This window comes from Geothermobacter hydrogeniphilus, assembly GCF_002898515.1.
Classification (GTDB): Bacteria; Desulfobacterota; Desulfuromonadia; order Desulfuromonadales; family Geothermobacteraceae; genus Geothermobacter_A.
In genome coordinates, this window is record NZ_PPFX01000056.1 from 1 (window position 1) to 18,838 (window position 18,838).

Here is an 18,838-nt window from a genome sequence, read left to right on the forward strand (position 1 = left end):
AGCCTCCAGCCTCCAGCCTCCAGCCTCCAGCCTCCAGCCTCCAGCCTCCAGCCTCGAACCGACAAAAAAATCCCCCGACCTGGTGGCCGGGGGATTTGGGATTTGAAGCTGGGGCGCGGTTACTTGTGAAAACCGAGGCGCAGTGACAGTTCTTCACCGGCTTCGGTCACCAGCGGGATCAGCTCTTTTTCGATCCGTTCCATTGACAGGCGCATCGACGGTCCAGAGACGCTGATCGCGCCGACGATGCGGCGGGTGTAGTCACGGATCGGGGCGGCGACGCAGCGCACCCCCGGATCCATCTCTTCGTTGTCGATGGCGTAGCCCTGTTCGGCAACCTTTTCCAGCTCCTGACGCAGCTTGTCCCGGTCGGTGAAGGTTGTCGGGGTGTACTGCTTCAGGTTGTGCGGCAGGGTTTCCTCCAGCTCTTCTTCTGAGAGATGAGCGAGGTGGACCTTGCCGGAGGCGGTGCAGTAGGAGGGCAGTCGGGAGCCGACCCTTGAGACGACCCGCACGGTGAGATCGGTTTCAACCACGTCAAGGTAGACGATGTAGCCTTCCTTGAAGATCGCCACGTAGGAGGTTTCGTTGCAGGCGCCGACCAGTTTTTCCAGAATCGGTTTGGCCTGGCGCAACAGCCCCATCTGCTTGATGAAGGTCTGGCCGAGTTCCAGAGACTTGAGGCCGAGGCGGTAGTTCTCGGTGGCCCTGTTCTGCTCGATGTAGCCGCGTGATTCCAGCGTCGCCAACAGGCGGAAGACGTTGTTCTTGTGCAGCTTGAGCCGCTTGGACAGCTCGGTGACGCCGAGTTCGTCGACATCGTCGTGAAACTGTTCGAGCAGGTCGAGGGCGTGCGACACGGCCTGAATGATATATTCGGATTTTTCTTTTTTTGCCATTTTTTAGTTCCCCTCTAGAAGGATTTCAGCGGGCAAGACTCACCATCTTATTCAAACCGGGCCGCTTGTCAAGACCAAAACGAACTTCCGTATTTCGTCCCGTCAAACAACCGGTTGCGGTGGCGATTTTTCGTTTGAGTTGCTCAATTTCAAGCATGTCTAGGAGATAATAAAATGCCGTTCTATACTTGTCAACCGTAGGTGGAAGAATAATGACACTATCCTGAATCGTCGGAAACATCTTGTTTTGACAGATGTTTAGACCTTTCGCGTGTTGAATTCAGGGTGGCCATCGAAATTCTTCACGTCGTTTTTTTAAAAAATTCAAAGCAAACTTTGTGCCGCCGGGTTCAGGCCTCTGTTCCGGTTCCCGGGTTTGTCCCTGCATTTTTCATGACTTCGCGCAGGACGCTGGTCGCGTAGCTGCCGCGGGGCAGGCTGAAGCCGAGCAGCAGCCCGTCGGATGTTGTCCGCAACTCGACGTCGTGCAGCGGCACCCGCAGCGGGCGGCGTTCCCCGGTCATGGTCAGCCCCCTGCCGAGCTTGAAATCGGCAGGCTGAATCCCTTCCTTGTCGAGCAGACTCTCTTCGAGCAGGCCTGCCTGCCCGGCGGCGAGCTGCACCTTGTGGCCGACCAGTGCCCCGGTCGGACTGATTTCAAAGGCGTCCGCGCGGGGTTGTTCAGCGGCCGCGTCCTCGACCTTGAAACAGGCGCCGTTGGCATGTTTGTAAGCCCAGTCTCCAGGCCAGAGACGTTCCAGGCTCTGCAGCCGCATGGTCACCAGGCGATCAAAGAGTCGCGACTGCACGGCCGAGAGGTAGAGTCGCAGTCGTTTGTGCGGCAGCGCCAGGACCGCCTGTTCGGCGCCTCGGCCGGCGAGCAGCTGCTGCAGCATGCGACGTTCGTCGCGCATCCGGCCGGGCAGGATGTCGACCGCTCCGCGCAGATCTTTACGGACGAAACGTTCGGCGGCCTCGCGCCAGCGATCGTTGCTGATCTGTTCCGGGTTACCGATCACCAGCGCAATAACCCGGTCATACTCCCGCCGCAACAGCGCCCGGCCGATCAGCGCCGAGTTGCCGAGAACCCCGTAGCGTTGTTCGCCGAACAGGTTCGGTACCCCGAGATCCTGCAGCACCGCGAGGGTTTCCGTCGCCGATCGTTCGGTCCCTTCGACAGTGCCGCGGATGCGGACGCGGAAGCGGTTGCCGGCCAGGTGGCCGAGACGCAGCTTGTTGCCGTGCGATGTCGCGTCGAGCAGGGTTATCCCGGGCAGATCGAGGCTTGCGGCGTCGTCGGGGGACTTGCCGGGGACCGAAATGGTCTGGATGGTGGTGGCGCGGGCATCCTTGAGCCCGGCGTAGCCGAGATCCCGTTCCCGAACTCTGAAGAAGCGTGCCAGCTGAAAGAGCAGCTCGGGGGTGCTGAGGCCGGTTTTCCGCAGCCGCAGGTAGAGATGTTCACCGCTGCCGGACGGCTGGTAGAGGGGGATTTCCTCGACCAGGAAATCCTCGGCGCAGAGCTTGATCTGGCCGCCGGTCCCGGCGAAGGCGGAGGTCAGGTAGATCGGTTCAGCCATGGGCCAGCCAGCGCAGCCGAAAGCCCTTTTCAAACTCCGGAGGCTGCAGCAGCTCCGGGGCGAGCTGTGCGGCGCGGCGGTAGTGGAAGAGGTAAATCGGCTGTCCCATTTCGAGAAAACGGCGCATGTACTTGGAGATCGGGTAGTCGCCGAGATCGGTGCTGTAGACGGCTGCTTGCAGGTTTTCGTAACCGGCCACCGCGGGGATGATGTCGGCCACCATCTCGGCGTAGTCGGCAAAGTCGGTGGCGAAAAAGAACTCGCCGCCGGGGGCCAGGTAGCAGCGCAGCAGTTCGAGGAAATGGTTGTTGACCAGCCGCCGGCCGCGATGGCGTTTTTTCGGCCAGGGGTCGGGGCAGTTGATGATCACCCCGGAGAGGGACTGCGGGGGGATGAACCGGTCGAGCAGGTAGCGGGCCTCGGCGCGCATCACCCGCACGTTGTCGAGCCGGTTCTGTTCGACCCGGCGGCAGGTTTTCAGGCAACCCTTGTTGTAGATGTCGATGGCGAGGTAGTTGCGGTCGGGATGGCGGGCTGCCAGCTGGATGATGAAGTCGCCGATGCCGCAGCCGATTTCCAGCCAGAGCGGCTGTTTTCGCGGAAAGGCGGCATCGATGCCTGCCGTCGGCCATTGCTCTTCACGCAGAAAAACTGCCGATTCGATGGGGATGATCCGCTGGGTCATGGCTAAAGCACTGCCTTCAACTTCTCCAGTTCCGCCATCAGCCGCGTGAAATCCTCACCGGTCAGGCTCTGCGCTCCATCACAGAGCGCCTTCGCAGGGTCGGGGTGGACCTCGACCATCAGCCCGTCGGCACCGGCCACCAGGGCGGCCTTGCTCATGATCGGCACCAGAGAGCGTTTGCCGGTGGCGTGAGAGGGATCGACGATGATCGGCAGATGGCTCATCTGCTTGATCAGTGGCACCACCGACAGATCGAGGGTGTTGCGGGTCGCCTTTTCAAAGGTGCGGATGCCCCGTTCACAGAGCACCACTCTGCTGTTGCCCTCGGCGACGATATATTCGGCGGCGGCCAGAAACTCTTCCAGGGTCGCGCTCATGCCGCGCTTGAGCAGCACCGGAAAGCCGGTCTTGCCGACCTCCTTGAGCAGGTCGAAATTCTGCATGTTGCGCGCCCCGACCTGCAGCATGTCGGCGTGTTCGCAGATCGCGGGCAGCTGTTCGATGCGCATCACCTCGGTCACCACCGGCAGGCCGCTGGCATCTCCGGCGGCGCGCAGCAATTTGAGTCCCTCGACCCCCAGTCCCTGGAAACTATGCGGTCCGGTACGCGGTTTGAACGCCCCGCCGCGCAGCATGCCGGCGCCGGCCTGCTTGACAATGCGGGCGCCTTCGAGCATCTGTTCCTCGGTCTCGATGGAGCAGGGCCCGGCGATGATCACCGGTGGATGGCCGGCACCGAAAACGGCACTGCCGACCTGGACGGCGGTTGACTCAGGGTGAAAGTCACGCGAGACCAGCTTGTAGGGCTTGCTGACGTGGATTGTCTCCCGCACCCCGGGCAGGTTGCGGATGGTGGTGTCGTCAACGTAGCCCTGATTGCCGAGGACGCCGATGGCGGTGCGCAGCGAACCGGGAATCGGTTCGGCCTGCAGGCCCATGGCTTCGACGGCCTTGAGAACCCGGTCGATCTGCGCTTCGGTGGCGGTGTGATGCATGACGATCAGCATGTCGGAATACTCCTTGGTGGTATGAATCCCGGTTCAGGGTGGGATCAGGCTAATCTAACGCCGGGCGGTAGCGATGGCAACTTTTTTCCCGGCGCGTTGCCGGTGACGACCTGGTCCGCTATAGTCATCCATGTTGAACCTCACCCGGAACCACTGCAAGGAGTCAACCCATGACCATCCTCCGTGCCGCCGTCGTCTCACTGCTGCTCCTGTTGCTGCTGACCGTCGGCTTCGCCGTTCCGGCCCGCGCCGACGACGCCCGGGGACGTCAACTGCTCAACGCCCTCGGCTGCAAGGGCTGTCATTCCTTCGAGGGGCGCGGCGGCTCAATCGGTCCCGCCCTCGACAGTATCGGCAAACGTCTCACCGCCGCCGCCATCGAAACTCAACTGCTGCATCCGAAGAAGAACAATCCGAATTCGATGATGCCCGGTTACGGCTATCTGCCACCGGCCGATCTCGCCGCCGTGGCGGCCTTTCTCGCCGGGAGGAAATAAGACAGGTCCGAGGCTAAAGGTGAAAGGCTAAAGGTGAAAGGCTAAAGGTGAAAGGTGAAAAAAACAAAGCAAGAACAACCCCTTAGCCCTTAGCCCTTAGCCCTTAGCCTTCGGCCCCCTTCCTTTTCCCGCCAGTTCAACAACCGTGATCTCCGGTCGGCAGAAGATGCGGACCGGCAGGATCGAGGTGCCGAGTCCGCGGGAGACATAGAGGGGAGTCCGGGTCGGGCCGACGTGAAACAGCCCGGCGACGAAGCGGCCCGAGTAGCGCGGCAGGTAGAGGGGGGGCAGCAGCGGCAGGCGCACCTGCCCGCCGTGGGTGTGGCCGCAGAGGATCAGGTCGATCGCCGGATCGAGCAGGCGATGTTCGAAGGCCGGCACGTGGGAGAGCAGCAGGTTGAAGGCCGTCGGATCGGTCTGCCGCAGCAGGCGGCGGAGGCTGTCGCTGCCGGACGGGTAATCGAGGCCGAGAATGTTGAGGGGAATCCCCTTGACAGAGACCGGCCGCGCTTCGTTGATCAGCAGTTCGACGCCGCGGGCGGCGAATTTGCGGCGCAGGTTCTCGCCTTCCAGCCGGGCCCAGTATTCCCAGTTGCCCTGCACCGCCAGGATCGGGGCGATTCCTTTGAGCAGGGACAGAAAACGCTGCACCTCGTGCAGGTTGCGACGCAGTTCGAGGTAGTCGCCGGTCAGCAACAGCAGGTCAGGGGTGAGGGCCCGCACCCGCTCGGCGATCAAACGATGATAGCTGCCGAGGCTGCCGATATGCAGGTCGGTGAGCTGCACCAGCCGCAACGTTCTGCCCGGCGGCAGCCTGTCTGTGGTCAGTCTGACCCGCGCGATCTGCGCCGCGCGTGGTTCATAGATCATGCCGTCGCCGACGAAAGCGGCGCCGACGCCCAGCAGTCCTCCCTGCAGCAGACGCCGTCTCGTTATCCGCGGTGCGGGTTCTGGTACCGTCCGATCGCTCATCTCACCGGTCAGTGTAACATACTGCCGACAGTGCTTGCCTACCCGGACCGTTTTGGATATCCTGAAGCCGTGGGTTCATGGCGGATGAATGAGCGCAAATGCCTGGCTTGATTGTGACTTCCAAAAATCTGAGGCGCACCCATTAGGTTCGCCGGCGATTTTTGGGAAGCGCAGGCAGGTCAATGATGTGTGCTGTTCGCCGATTGATGGGCCTACTGATTCAGGAATATTGTTGACAAGATTTGTCAGCGATATCAATCAAGGAGGCCGGAAATTTACCATGGAAACCAGTATCCCCGTATGCAACGGCGTTGACTGGGTCGGTGTGCGTCATGCTGATCTGAAAGTCTTCGACGATCTCTTCCCGACTCACAACGGGACCACCTATAATGCCTACCTGGTCCGCGGCCGCGACAAGGTCGCGTTGATCGATACCGTCAAGGAGCCCTTTGCCGATGAATTCTTCAGCAAGGTCGGCGAACATGTCAGACCCGAGGATGTCGACCTGGTGGTGGTCAACCACACCGAGCCGGACCATTCCGGGGCGGTGGCACAGCTGCTGGATAAAAACCCTGAAATCGTGGTCTACTGCACCAAGGCGGCGGAGAATTTCCTCAAGCAGCTGATCAACCGACCTTTCAAGTGCCACGTGGTCAGTGACGGCGAAGAACTCGACCTCGGCGGCAGGACCCTGCGCTTTCTCCTCGCTCCCTACCTGCACTGGCCGGACACCATGTTCACCTACCTGGTGGAAGAGAAGACCCTCTTCTCCTGTGACGCTTTCGGTTCCCATTTTTGCCCGCGGCGCCTGTTCGATGACGAAATCGCCGATTTCTCCTACGATTTCTTCTTCTACTTCGACTGCATCATGCGCCCCTTCAAGGACAAGATCCGTGATGCCGTCGCCAAGGTGGACGATCTCGAGATCGACATCGTCGCCCCGTCGCACGGACCGATCCGCCGCCAGTCGGGCCGCAACGCCATTAATGCCTACAAACGCTGGGCGGCTCCGGCCCCGGGGATCGACAAACCGCGCGCCCTGCTGGCGGTACTCTCCTCGCACGGCAACACCCGCAACATGTCCGAGGTGATTCGCGACGAGCTTGAGCGGCAGGGTTTCGAGGTGATCCCCTTTGCCCTCTCCGATATGCGCGACGACGATTACCGCAACGTTCTCGAACAGGCCGACGTGCTGATCATCGGCACGCCGACCATCCAGCGCGACGCCCCGCCGCAGGTCTGGCACGCCCTGGCGTTGCTTTCCTCGGTTACGCCGAAGGCGAAAATGGCCGCGGTTTTCGGCTCTTTCGGCTGGAGCGGCGAGGCGGTGAAGATGGTTGAGCAGCGGTTGCTGGGGCTGAAATACAAGCTGGCCGCCGACAGCATCTCCTTCCGCTTCACCCCGACCGCGGAGAACCTGGAGACCTGCCGCAAGTTTGCTGAGCATATCGCCGGTACGGTACTCTGCGAAGAGTAGTGCGAGGGCCGATGAAAAGCACCCGTCTGCTTCGTTGCCCTTGGCCGCGTCATTGCGACATAGCTTCCGCTATGCCTCATTCCTTGGCCTGCGGCCTCGCATCCAGGCACTTTTGATCGGCCTTGAACAGTTTGGTTTGTCGTGACCGGTCTGCTCCGTAGAGACGGTAAGTCATCTCGGGGACGTTGTTAAGTAATTCACTTATTTCAGCAATGCCAGCAGGTCTTTTTTTTTCCTGACCAGTTCTTTTCCCCGGTGCGTGGCCTGGCAGACCCCGGCTCCGGAGAAGTTGAACCGCTCTGCCACATCCTTCCCCCTGATCGCGCAATATCCTGTTGCCAGGTAGCAGACCAGCGCTTTTGCCTGGGAAATGTCCCTTTTTCTGCTCTTCAGGAGGAGGTCGGCAGGCTCTAGGTCACAATACTCTGCAACGATGGCGATCAGTTGGTCCAAGGTCAGTGTTCTCTTGACGTTGTCGATAGTATTTCCCAGGATTTCGTTAACAAAATCACCACCGCCGAGAATGCGTTCATCGTATATTTCTTCCTCCGTGAGGGTGGCGTCCAGGGATTGACTTGCCAATCGCCCTCCGCGGGCCAGGCTGGTCTGGTTCGGGATAGTTGTTCCATCCTCCAGAAATTTCAGATAATTTGAAACGGCTCTTTTTCTCCTCCGGGCAAAGAAGCTCAGTACCGTATCTGTCTTGACCAGGTTGAATTCGTGGTTGCCGATCCATTGCCGGTGTCCACTCCAGCGGTAGCGTGCAAGCGCCTCGAAGTCAGCAACCAGACCACTGCGGAGAGGGTTGAGATGGATATAGCGAATCAGTTCCATGAGATAATTGTCCTTGTCGCAGACAATCGACTTGTAACGGTTCTGAAACAGGTGTCCGCTCCGCTTATGCCTGATATTGAAAGCGGTGGCATAGCCCGTGAGCAACCTGCGCATCAGGTTGGCGAGGGGTTGCTTCATGGGCGTCAGGAGCAGATGGAAATGGTTGTCGAGCAAGGCCCAGGCATAGCAGTGGGTTTCCGTGTCGTCCAGAAGGCGTGAGGGCCGCTGAACAAAATCTTCCCTGTCGGCATTGACCAGAAAGATATCCTGACCGTTGACCCCTCGGGCGATGACGTGCTGCAGGAGTCCGGGATTATCGATACGGGCTTGACGAGGCATTGGTCGGCTTTGGAGTTAGTGAATTACTTAACAACGTCCCCTGTTCGTTTCCAGGTTGCGGATCAGGCCGGGAATCAGTTCCAGCCGCAGGCGTCCGAAAGAGAGATCCTGCTCCGGGATGGCAATGCGGGTGGTGGTGAAGCCGCGATCGATCTGTAGCGCGGTGAGCCGGCGGACGATCAGGTTGATGCCGGCAGTGCCGAGGCAGCGGCCGCGGTAGCGGCGCAGTTCCCCCTGCAGGAAAAAGAGTCGGTCGCCGGGACGCAGTAGCGCGGCAGTGCCGGGATGGCGACGAAGAATGCTTGCAGGGATGGTGAGCCGCAGCTTGTCAATGGTGAAGCAGGGGGATTCGACCGGCGGTTCGGCCGTCAGCGGCGCAACGGTTTCCGGCAGCAGCCGCGCGTCCGGTACTTCGGTCCGTTGTTGACGTCCGCGCTGGTCGCGACGTTGCCGCAGACGTTGTTCTTCCGTTCCCAGGTTGGTGGCCGCCGACAGCGGGCGGCTGCCGAGCAGAACGAGCAGCAGCAGAAACAGCAGAAACAGCAGAACTCTGCCGCCGACGCGGACAGAGAAAGGCCCCGCCGTTGCCGGCGGGGCGGCACGTCCATGTGCCATTTCCCCCTCCATGGACAATGAAAACCGGTTGACTCACTGATCGATGAGACTTCTTTCAGTGTGATTCCAGGAAGTTATAGGCCTCAAATTTTCTACTGTCAATGAAAAAATACCAATTCTGTCAGATCTGAGGGTTATTGTGAAATTTGAATAATTGGAGGTTCGAGGAGCAAGGATCGAGGATCGAGGTTAAAGCCTTGAACCTTGCTCCTCGAACCTGAACCAAAATTTGAGATTTTTTTGAGATTTCATCTTTATAATCCCTTCCCGGTTCTTGACCTCCACCGTCAGGCGACCTAAAGTGCCCTTTTCAGCCTTTCAAAACCAAGCTTGAATGGAGATTGACACCATGTCGCAGAAAGTTGCCCTGATCACCGGTATCACCGGCCAGGACGGTGCCTACCTGGCCGAGTTGCTGCTCGGCAAGGGTTACCTCGTACACGGCCTCAAGCGCCGCGCCTCGCTGTTCAATACTGACCGCATCGACCACCTCTACCAGGACCCGCATATCGAGAATCGCAACTTCATTCTCCACTACGGCGACCTGACCGATTCGACCAACCTGATCCGCATCATCCAGGAAGTGCAGCCGGACGAGATCTACAACCTCGCCGCCATGTCGCACGTCGCGGTCTCCTTCGACACCCCGGAGTACACCGCCAATGCCGACGGCATCGGCACCCTGCGCATCCTCGAAGCGATCCGGCTGCTCGGGCTGGAGAAGAAGACCCGCTTCTACCAGGCCTCCACCTCCGAACTCTACGGCAAGGTGCAGGAGGTGCCGCAGACCGAAAAGACCCCCTTCTATCCGCGTTCCCCCTACGCCGCGGCGAAGATCTACGGCTACTGGATCACCGTCAACTACCGCGAGGCCTACGGCATCTACGCCTGCAACGGCATCCTCTTCAATCACGAATCGCCATTGCGCGGCGAAACCTTCGTCACCCGCAAGATCACCCGCGCCATGGCCCGCATCTTTCTCGGCCTGCAGGACTGTCTCTACCTCGGCAACATGAACGCACTGCGCGACTGGGGACACGCCCGCGACTACGTCGAGATGCAGTGGCTTATGATGCAGCAGGATGAACCGGACGATTTCGTCATCGCCACCGGCAAGCAGTATTCGGTGCGTGATTTCGTCAACGCTGCCGCCCTTGAACTCGGTGTCAGCCTGCGCTGGGAAGGGGAGGGGGTCGACGAGGTCGGCATTGTTGAAGACGTGAGATGTGAGACGGGAGATGAGAGACGGGAAACCCCTTTGAAACCGGGGGATGTCATTGTCCGCGTCGACCCGCGCTACTTCCGTCCCACCGAGGTCGAGACCCTGCTCGGCGACCCCACCAAGGCCAGGGAGAAACTCGGCTGGGAACCGAAGATCAGCTTCGAGGAGCTGGTCGCCGAAATGGTCCGCGAGGATCTCACCTCGGCAAAACGGGATGACCTGGTCAAGAAACACGGCTTCAAGGCGTTTGATTATCACGAATAAAGGTGGGGAGGTTCAAGGCTAAAGGCTGGAAGGGGACAGTCCCCCTCTTTTAAGGGGACTGCCCCCGTGAGGTTGGCAAGAAAGTTTGCAGGTGAACGTGTCCATGCCCGACGCGGGCGCTGGGCGCCGGGAAGGAATAAAAGGTTGCGCAGTTTATGAAAACAGATTCTAAAATCTTCGTCGCCGGTGCCAACGGCCTGGTCGGCTCGGCTATCGTCCGTCGCCTGCAGGCCGGCGGCTGTACCAACCTGCTCACCCCCGAGCGGGACGAGCTCGACCTGACCGACCAGCGGGCGGTGGCCGATTTTTTCCGCCGCCAGCGGCCCGAGCATGTCATCCTCGCCGCGGCCAAAGTCGGCGGCATCCACGCCAACAACACCTATCCGGCCGAGTTTATCCAGCAGAACCTGGCGATTCAGACCAACGTCATCCACGCCGCCTACGAAAACCGCGTCGAGCGGCTGCTGTTTCTCGGCTCCTCCTGCATCTACCCGAAGCTGGCGCCGCAGCCGATGCGCGAATCGCATCTGCTGACCGGCCCACTGGAGCCGACCAACGAGCCCTACGCCATCGCCAAGATCGCCGGGCTGAAGATGTGCGAGGCCTACAACCGCCAGTACGGGACCAAATTCGTCGCCGTGATGCCGACCAATCTCTACGGCCCCGGCGACAACTTCCATCCCGAGAACTCCCACGTTCTGCCGGCGCTGATCCGCCGCTTCCACGAAGCGAAACTGGCCATGGAAGGAAAACACCCCTCGCCCGACCGTGTAACGGTCTGGGGCAGCGGCAAGCCGATGCGCGAATTCCTCTATGTCGACGACATGGCCGACGGCAGCCTGTTCGTACTCGGTCTCGACGAGCAGACCCTGCAGGAGAACCTGCTCAGCTATCCCAAACCCTGCTTTGTCAACCTCGGCACCGGCGTCGATGTCAGCATCCGCGAACTGGCCGAGACGATCAAAGACGTGGTCGGCTACCCCGGCGCGCTGGAGTTCGACCCGAGCAAGCCGGACGGCACCATGCGCAAGCTACAGGATGTCTCGCGGATGACGGCCCTCGGCTGGCAGGCGAAGGTCTCCCTGCGCGAGGGGATCGAGCGGACCTACCGCTGGTTCCTGGAGCATGAGGAAGAGGTGAGGGGGTAGGGGCAGGGGACGTTGTTAAGTAATTCACTTTTGCTTTGAAAAGTGAATTACTTAACAACGTCCCCTTGCAAGACTACTCGCTTCGCTTGCTTCCCCCTGTTTCACAGGGGAGATTGAGGGGGGGATCTTGCGGCCTTTGACGTTGGTTTTTGCAACTTACATCTCACAGGATTTAACCCATGATTCTACCCGTGATTCTCTCCGGCGGCGCCGGAACCCGGCTCTGGCCGCTGTCGCGCGAACTCTATCCCAAGCAGCTGCTGCCGCTCTGCGGCGAGCAGACCATGTTGCAGCAGACCGCCGCGCGTCTCGACGGCCTGGCCGATGTCGTCGCGCCGCTGGTGATCTGCAACGAGGCGCACCGCTTCCTGGTCGCCGAGCAGCTGCGTGCCAATGGCTGCGGCCACTCCGGCATTATCCTCGAACCGGTCGGCCGCAACACCGCCCCGGCGGTGGCGGTGGCGGCCCTGCGGGCGACCGCCGACGGCGACGACCCGCTGCTGCTGATCCTGCCCGCCGACCACGTCATCTCCGACATCTCGGGCTTCCAGGCGGCCGTCGAGGCCGGCCGACCGGTCGCCGCCGCCGGCAGGCTGGTCACCTTCGGCATCGTGCCCGACCGGCCCGAGACGGGGTATGGGTACATTCGAGCGGGTTCGCCGCTCGAATGTGGGCCAGAGGCCAGGGGCCAGGGGCCAGAGGAACTGCAAGACCCTGGATCGGCTGCAGCGCAGCCGCAAGCGGCCTCTCGCCCGACGAACGCCTGCGCCGTCGAGGCATTCGTTGAAAAACCGGACGCCGCCACCGCGCAGTCCTATCTCGACGCCGGTGGCTACTACTGGAACAGCGGCATGTTCCTGTTCCGCGCCTCAAGCTACCTGCGGGAGCTGGAGCGGTTCAATCCCGGGATGCTTGCCGCCTGCCGCGCCGCGCATGGGTCGCTGGCTGCCGATCTCGATTTCCTGCGCCTCGGGACCGAGGCCTTCGCCGCCTGCCCGGCCGACTCCATCGACTACGCGGTGATGGAGAAGACCGACCGCGCGGCGGTTATCCCGCTGGCCGCCGGCTGGAACGATGTCGGTTCCTTCTCCGCCCTCTGGGAGGTCGGAGAACGGGATGCCGCCGGCAACGTCTGCCGCGGGGACGTGCTGGTCGAGGACGCCCGCGACTGCCTGCTGCATGCCGGCAGCCGGATGGTCGCTGCGGTCGGCACCCGCGACCTGGTGGTGGTCGAAACCGCCGACGCGGTGCTGGTCGCCGACAAGGGGCGGGTGCAGGAGGTCAAGCAAATCGTCGCCCGGCTGAAAGAGGAGCAGCGCGGCGAGGCGCTGTTGCATCGCCGCGTCAACCGCCCCTGGGGCGCCTACCAGGGGGTCGATGCCGGCGAACGCTTCCAGGTCAAGCGCATCACCGTCAATCCCGGCGCCGGCCTGTCGCTGCAGAAGCACCACCACCGCGCCGAACACTGGATCGTCGTCTCCGGCACCGCCCGCGTCACCTGCGGCGACCAGGTCCTGACCCTGACCGAGAACCAGTCGACCTACATCCCCCTCGGCGAAGTCCACCGCCTCGAAAACCCCGGACAGATCCCGCTGCAGATCATCGAGGTCCAGTCCGGCAGCTACCTCGGCGAGGACGACATCGTGCGCATCGAGGATGATTACGGACGCTAGGGCGCGATGTGCCAAAGGCACCCGGAAGGGGGACAGTCCCCCTCTTTCAAGGGGACTGTCCCCGGAACCTCGTAGGGGACGTTGTTAAGTAATTCACTTTTGGGAGCAAAAGTGAATTACTTAACAACGTCCCCCAGATAGAATGGATTTTTTATGACGGATACCCGGCAAACAACTATTCTCGTCACCGGCGCCGCCGGCTTCATCGCTTCCCGCTGCGCGGAGATGCTGCTTGAACAGGGGCAGCGGGTGGTGGCGGTTGACAATCTCAACAGCTACTACGACCTGCGGCTGAAGACCTTCCGCCTGCGGGAGCTGGCGCGCAAGGCCGGGGCCGACGCGAAGCTGCTCGACCGCTTCTCTCTCGCCACCGCCGACAGCTACGCCGGGCCCGACAGCTTCACGGCCGGGGCGCTGACTTTCCACCGGCTCGACATCGAGGATGCTCCGGCCCTGCAGGCGCTCTTCAAGGAACATCGCTTCTCCGCCGTGCTCAACCTCGCCGCCCGCGCCGGGGTGCGCTACAGCATGATCGACCCGCAGGTCTACATGACCACCAACGCCATGGGCACCCTCAACCTGCTCGACTGCATGCGCGACCACGACTGCGGCAAGCTGGTGCTGGCCAGCACCTCCTCGCTCTACGCCGGGCAGCCGATGCCCTTCACCGAGGAGCTGCCGGTCAACACCCCGATCTCCCCCTACGCAGCCAGCAAGAAGGCAGCCGAGGTGATGGCCTACAGCTACCATTACCTCTACGGGCTCGACATCTCGGTGGTGCGCTACTTCACCGTCTTCGGTCCCTGCGGAAGGCCCGACATGTCGATCTTCCGCTTCATCAAGTGGATCGACGAGGGCACCCCCATCGAGCTGTTCGGCGACGGCAGCCAGAGCCGCGACTTCACCTATGTCGACGACATCGCCCGCGGCACCCTGGCGGCGATGCGCCCGGTCGGCTACGAGGTGATGAACCTCGGCGGCGGCAACAACCCCATCGCCCTCACCGAGATCATTGCCGCCATCGAAGAGGCACTCGGCAAAAAGGCCCGCATCGACCACAAGCCCTTCCACAAGGCCGACATCATGGAGACCTGGGCCGACATCTCCAAGGCCGACCGCCTGCTCGACTGGCAGCCGCGCATCAGCCCCTTCGAAGGCCTGCGGAAAACCATCGACTGGTACCTGGAGAACCGCGACTGGCTGAAGGATGTGGAGTTGTAGGGCGCGATGCGCCAGGGGTAGGGCGCTGGGCGCCAGGCTAAAGGCCGGAAAGCTGGAAAGATTTAACTGTTTGCGGAGCTACCAGGGGTTCCTGCTTTCCTTCGCAGTGACGTCGGCGGAGCACTGCCGCCGGGCGGTGCCACGGGAGACACACCGGGAAGGGGACAGTCCCCCTCCTTTAAGGGGACTGTCCCCGTAAGAATGGAACGAATGTCTGCAGATAAATGTGACCATGCCCGCCGCAGGCGATGGCCCTTTTCTGCTTACTCTTTTAGGCCAGTAAAAGAGTAAGCCGGCGGCCGGCCGGGACCGGCGAAGTTGGTTTTTTTCGGCACTATTTCAAAAGGATAACCATGATCACCACCGCACAGATCCTGTCCCGTAAAGCGAAACTCGCCGTCGTCGGCCTCGGCTACGTCGGCCTGCCGCTGGCCGCCGCCTTCGGCCGCAAGGTCGAGGTCATCGGCTTCGACATCGACGCGCGCAAACTTGAACAGCTGCGCGGCGGTTTCGACGCCACCGGAGAGCTTTCCGCCGAGCAGTTGGCGGCGACCGACATCGACTACACCTCCGACCCGGTGCGGCTGCAAGAGGCGCAATTTTTGATCGTTACCGTGCCGACCCCCATCGACGGCAACAAGAAGCCCGACCTGAGCCCGGTCGAGGCCGCCAGCCGCACCATCGGCGCCAACCTGGCGCCGGGCAGCATCGTCGTCTTTGAATCGACCGTCTACCCCGGCGTCACCGAAGAGGTGGCGGTGCCGATCCTCGAAGAGGCGTCGGGCCTGACCTGCGGCGTCGACTTCAAGGTCGGCTACTCGCCGGAGCGGATCAACCCCGGCGACAAGGTGCATACCGTCGACAAGATCATCAAGGTGGTTTCCGGCCAGGACGCTGAGACCTTGGAAACGGTGGCCGAAGTCTACCAGCTGGTGGTCACCGCCGGGGTCCACCGCGCCCCCAGCATCAAGGTCGCCGAGGCCGCCAAGGTGATCGAGAACACCCAGCGCGATCTCAACATCGCCCTGATGAACGAGCTGGCGCTGATCTTCGGTCGGCTGGGCATCCCCACCCGCGAGGTGCTGGCCGCCGCCGGCACCAAGTGGAACTTCCTCCCCTTCACCCCCGGACTGGTCGGCGGCCACTGCATCGGCGTCGACCCCTACTACCTGACCTACAAGGCCGAGGCGATCGGCTACCACCCGCAGGTGATCCTCGCCGGCCGGCGCATCAACGACGACATGGGCAAGCATGTCGCCGAGCAGACCGTCAAGCAGCTGATCCAGGCTGACAGGGCGGTCAAGGGCGCGCGCACCCTGGTACTGGGGCTGACCTTCAAGGAAAACTGTCCCGACATCCGCAACACCCGGGTGGTCGACATCATCGCCGAGCTCAAGGAGTACGGCATCGAGGTGCGGGTCCACGATCCGCTGGCCGAGCCGGACGAGGCGCGGCGCGAATACGGCATCGAACTGGTGGATATCGACAGCGGGGGAGACAGCCCCTCCTTCGACGCCATCGTCTGGGCGGTCGCCCACGACGCCTTCGCCGATCTCACCCCGGCCCGGCTTAGAACCCTGTGCGGCGACCGTCCCGGGGTCCTGATGGACGTCAAGGGGGCGCGCAACCGCGCCGAAGTGGAAGCGGCCGGCCTGCGCTACTGGAGTTTGTAAACCGGGAGGGGACGTTGTTAAGTAATTCACTTTTGCTGCCAAAAGTGAATTACTTAACAACGTCCCCTAAATAAAGGAGGGATCAACAAGATGCATATCGTTGTCGTGGGAACCGGCTATGTCGGCCTGGTCACCGGCGCCTGTTTCGCTGAGATGGGCCTCACTGTCACCTGTGTCGATATCGACGCCGCCAAGGTCGCGGCGCTGCGGGAGGGGATCATCCCGATCCATGAGCCGGGGCTGGAAACCCTGGTGAAGACCAACGTCGCCGAGGGACGGCTCACGTTCACCACCAGCCTCGCCGAAGCGATGGCGTCCTCCGTCATCTACTTCATCGCCGTCGGTACCCCTTCCGGCGAGGACGGCAGCGCCGACCTGCGGCACGTCCTGAACGTCGCCCGCGAGATCGGCCGCAACCTGACCAGCTACGCGGTCATCGTCGACAAGTCGACGGTTCCGGTCGGCACCGCCGACCAGGTGCGGGCGGCGATCCGCGCAGAACTCGACGCGCGCGGCGAACAGATCGATTTCGATGTCGTCAGCAATCCCGAATTTCTCAAGGAGGGCGCGGCGGTCGCGGACTTCATGAAGCCCGACCGGATCATCGTCGGCGCCGACAGCGAGCGCGCCGCCGAAACCATGCGCCGCATCTACGCGCCCTTCAACCGCAACCGCCTGCGCACCCTGTTCATGGGCGTGCGCGACGCCGAGATGACCAAGTACGCCGCCAACGCCATGCTCGCCACCAAGATCTCCTTCATCAACGAGATCGCCGCCCTCTGCGACTGCCTCGACGTCGACGTCGAGAATGTCCGCCGCGGCATCGGCTCCGACCAGCGTATCGGCTTCCAGTTCATCTACCCCGGCTGCGGCTACGGCGGCTCCTGCTTTCCCAAGGATGTCAAGGCGCTGATCCACACTGCCCGCAACTGCGACTTCACGCCGCGGTTGCTCGATGCCGTCGAACAGCGCAACCGTGAGCAGCGCCGGGTGCTGTTCGACAAGATCACCGCCCGCTTCGGCGCCGACCTCTCCGGCCTCAGCTTCGGCCTCTGGGGACTGGCCTTCAAACCCGGCACCGACGACATGCGCGAGGCGCCGTCGAAGGTGCTGATCGAGGCCCTGCTCGCCGCCGGCGCCCGGGTCCGCGCCTACGATCCGGTGGCGATGGAGGTTGCCCGCCGCGAGTTGCCCGCCGCCGCCCTCGCCGACGGCCGCCTGGTCCTGGCCGACAACCAGTACGCCGCCCTCGCCGGGGTCGACGCCATGGTGCTGGTGACCGAGTGGAAACCGTTCCGTTTTCCCGATTTCGCCGCCATGAAAACCGCCATGAAGCAGCCGCTCATCTTCGACGGCCGCAACCAGTACGATCCGCGGATGGTCAGCGACGAGGGGTTCGAATACGTCGGCATCGGTCGGAGGGGATAAGGCGAGAACAAGCCCGTTCGCGCACTTCGTCTTATGGTCTTTAAGTCTGGGTTTAAGTGGTTCTCTTTGACTTGCAGGCATCGGGGTGCAAAACTGCAAGGAGACATGGAAACAACTGAAGAGGAGAGCAATCATGCCTACGGCCCGGCAACTGGTTGAAGAGTTGGAAAAACTGTCACCCGATGAGCGGTTACAGGTGATTGACCAGGTCATCCACGACACGATTGAACCGCACCCTGAAATCGAATCCATTTGGGTCAGAGAGGCCAGTGCCCGCTGGGAGGCATTTGAACGCGGAGACGTCACGGTTCGATCCTACCGGGATGTCATGGAAAAGTACCGTACGTGAAGACGCGGATCGTATTTCTTTCGGCAGCAGAGAAGGAGCTGGATGAGGCTTTTGCCTGGTATGAAGAGCAGGCTGTTGGCCTTGGCGGTTCTTTCCTCAGTGAAATCGATAAAGCCCTCCGCCTTATTGCGACTTATCCGAAATTGCAATCCCCCGTCACTGACAATCTCAGACGCTGCTGGTCAATCGTTTCCCCTACGGCATCTATTACGGATTTCGGAGTGAGACCATTGTTGTTGTCGCCATAGCCCATCTCAGACGAAAGCCGTCTTTCTGGTCGCATCGAGAATGAAAAAAACCGTATCTTTGACAAGGAGGGAACAGGCGGAAAAACACGAAGCGCGAAGTGAGAACAAGCCCGTTCGCACCTCGACGAATTAGCCCGTTCGCGCTTCGCGATTTTGTTTGTTCGCACCTCGCACCTCGCACCTCAGCTTTTTTTGTAAAAAAATCCCCTTCCACCCCCAAATTTGAGATTTTTTTGAGATGACGCCGCTATACTCCAGCGCGTCAATGGCCGAAGGGCGGTGTTGAACAGGGCATCGGCGTCCCGACCCTGCATTTTTCCGCTCTTCAGCTGTTGGCCAAACGCAGGAGGGGGGTGCGGACCGTGGAGACCCGTTTGCTGCACGGTCCGCGTCTGTGCGTCTGTCAGGGACCGTCCCGATGTCCAGGGACTGTCCCTCTCCGAGCTTCCAGCCCATGGAGGGGCCAATGCCTCGAGTTGCCAGACAACTCGTTGACGGCTGCATTTACCACCTGCTCAATCGTGGCAACGGCCGCCAACGGGTGTTCCATAAAGACCGCGACTACCTGGCCTTCACCGATCTGCTTGCAGAAATGAGTGAACGCCACGAGATCGATCTTCTGGCATGGTGCCTGATGCCGAACCATTATCACCTGGTGGTCAGGCCGAAAATCGGGGCAGAGTTGAGTCACGGCATGCGATGGTTTC

General features: G+C 61.5%; 17 protein-coding genes. 10 read left to right on the forward strand and 7 right to left on the reverse strand.

Features of this window, described 5'->3' with window-relative positions; genetic code table 11:
* Positions 1-119 precede the first annotated feature (119 nt).
* The 4 genes from C2E25_RS16330 to aroF all read right to left on the reverse strand — a co-directional run bounded on the left by C2E25_RS16330 (position 120) and on the right by aroF (position 4,171).
* Positions 120-899, reverse strand: a complete 780-nt coding sequence (locus C2E25_RS16330) for an IclR family transcriptional regulator (RefSeq protein ID WP_103116788.1) — start codon at positions 897-899, stop codon at positions 120-122.
* Between the two features lie 350 nt (positions 900-1,249).
* Positions 1,250-2,479 carry a tRNA pseudouridine(13) synthase TruD gene (gene truD / locus C2E25_RS16335; protein ID WP_103116789.1) on the reverse strand — a complete coding sequence of 410 codons (1,230 nt, stop codon included), beginning with the start codon at positions 2,477-2,479 and terminating at the stop codon, positions 1,250-1,252.
* Positions 2,472-3,164, reverse strand: a complete 693-nt coding sequence (gene trmB, locus C2E25_RS16340; protein WP_103116790.1) for a tRNA (guanosine(46)-N7)-methyltransferase TrmB — start codon at positions 3,162-3,164, stop codon at positions 2,472-2,474. The genes truD and trmB overlap by 8 nt, the downstream gene beginning before the upstream one ends.
* Positions 3,165-3,166: 2 nt before the next feature.
* Positions 3,167-4,171: a 3-deoxy-7-phosphoheptulonate synthase gene (aroF, locus tag C2E25_RS16345; RefSeq protein ID WP_103116791.1), complete on the reverse strand. Its 1,005-nt coding sequence runs from the start codon at positions 4,169-4,171 to the stop codon at positions 3,167-3,169.
* Between the two features lie 170 nt (positions 4,172-4,341).
* Here aroF and C2E25_RS16350 point away from each other — a divergent pair, with 170 nt between their 5' ends.
* A complete protein-coding gene (locus C2E25_RS16350; RefSeq protein ID WP_103116792.1) occupies positions 4,342-4,668 on the forward strand; it encodes a c-type cytochrome in 327 nt (108 codons plus the stop codon).
* Positions 4,669-4,764: 96 nt separating this feature from the next.
* Here C2E25_RS16350 and C2E25_RS16355 read toward each other — a convergent pair whose 3' ends face one another.
* Entirely contained in the window at positions 4,765-5,640 is an 876-nt protein-coding gene (locus tag C2E25_RS16355) for a metallophosphoesterase (RefSeq protein ID WP_103116793.1), read from the reverse strand.
* A gap of 280 nt (positions 5,641-5,920) precedes the next feature.
* On the opposite strand from C2E25_RS16355, the gene C2E25_RS16360 reads away from it, so the two are divergent.
* A complete protein-coding gene (locus C2E25_RS16360) occupies positions 5,921-7,117 on the forward strand; it encodes an FprA family A-type flavoprotein (RefSeq protein WP_158247307.1) in 1,197 nt (398 codons plus the stop codon).
* 201 nt (positions 7,118-7,318) lie between these two features.
* Here the strand turns inward: C2E25_RS16360 and C2E25_RS16365 are convergent, their stop codons facing one another.
* Positions 7,319-8,290: a helix-turn-helix domain-containing protein gene (locus tag C2E25_RS16365; RefSeq protein WP_103116795.1), complete on the reverse strand. Its 972-nt coding sequence runs from the start codon at positions 8,288-8,290 to the stop codon at positions 7,319-7,321.
* 27 nt (positions 8,291-8,317) lie between these two features.
* On the reverse strand, positions 8,318-8,905 hold the full coding sequence (locus tag C2E25_RS16370) for a POTRA domain-containing protein (protein WP_158247308.1): 588 nt from the start codon (positions 8,903-8,905) through the stop codon (positions 8,318-8,320).
* A gap of 349 nt (positions 8,906-9,254) precedes the next feature.
* On the opposite strand from C2E25_RS16370, the gene gmd reads away from it, so the two are divergent.
* From gmd to C2E25_RS16415, 8 genes are all read left to right on the forward strand, one after another.
* Positions 9,255-10,391 (forward strand): GDP-mannose 4,6-dehydratase, encoded by a 1,137-nt coding sequence (gmd, locus tag C2E25_RS16375; protein ID WP_103116797.1) that lies wholly within the window; start codon positions 9,255-9,257, stop codon positions 10,389-10,391.
* A 155-nt stretch (positions 10,392-10,546) separates the two neighbouring features.
* Positions 10,547-11,539 carry a GDP-L-fucose synthase family protein gene (locus C2E25_RS16380; RefSeq protein WP_103116798.1) on the forward strand — a complete coding sequence of 331 codons (993 nt, stop codon included), beginning with the start codon at positions 10,547-10,549 and terminating at the stop codon, positions 11,537-11,539.
* A 179-nt stretch (positions 11,540-11,718) separates the two neighbouring features.
* Positions 11,719-13,212 carry a mannose-1-phosphate guanylyltransferase/mannose-6-phosphate isomerase gene (locus C2E25_RS16385; RefSeq protein WP_103116799.1) on the forward strand — a complete coding sequence of 498 codons (1,494 nt, stop codon included), beginning with the start codon at positions 11,719-11,721 and terminating at the stop codon, positions 13,210-13,212.
* Positions 13,213-13,365: 153 nt separating this feature from the next.
* Complete coding sequence (locus C2E25_RS16390; RefSeq protein ID WP_103116800.1) at positions 13,366-14,433, forward strand: NAD-dependent epimerase/dehydratase family protein; 1,068 nt, start codon at positions 13,366-13,368, stop codon at positions 14,431-14,433.
* Between the two features lie 353 nt (positions 14,434-14,786).
* Entirely contained in the window at positions 14,787-16,106 is a 1,320-nt protein-coding gene (locus tag C2E25_RS16395; RefSeq protein WP_103116801.1) for a nucleotide sugar dehydrogenase, read from the forward strand.
* Positions 16,107-16,196: 90 nt separating this feature from the next.
* Positions 16,197-17,534, forward strand: a complete 1,338-nt coding sequence (locus C2E25_RS16400) for a UDP-glucose dehydrogenase family protein (RefSeq protein ID WP_103116802.1) — start codon at positions 16,197-16,199, stop codon at positions 17,532-17,534.
* A gap of 133 nt (positions 17,535-17,667) precedes the next feature.
* Positions 17,668-17,883, forward strand: coding sequence for an addiction module protein (locus tag C2E25_RS16405; RefSeq protein ID WP_103116803.1), 216 nt, complete (start codon positions 17,668-17,670; stop codon positions 17,881-17,883).
* Positions 17,884-18,597: 714 nt separating this feature from the next.
* Positions 18,598-18,838: transposase (locus C2E25_RS16415; RefSeq protein WP_199177462.1), on the forward strand; the 241-nt coding region annotated here is incomplete at its 3' end.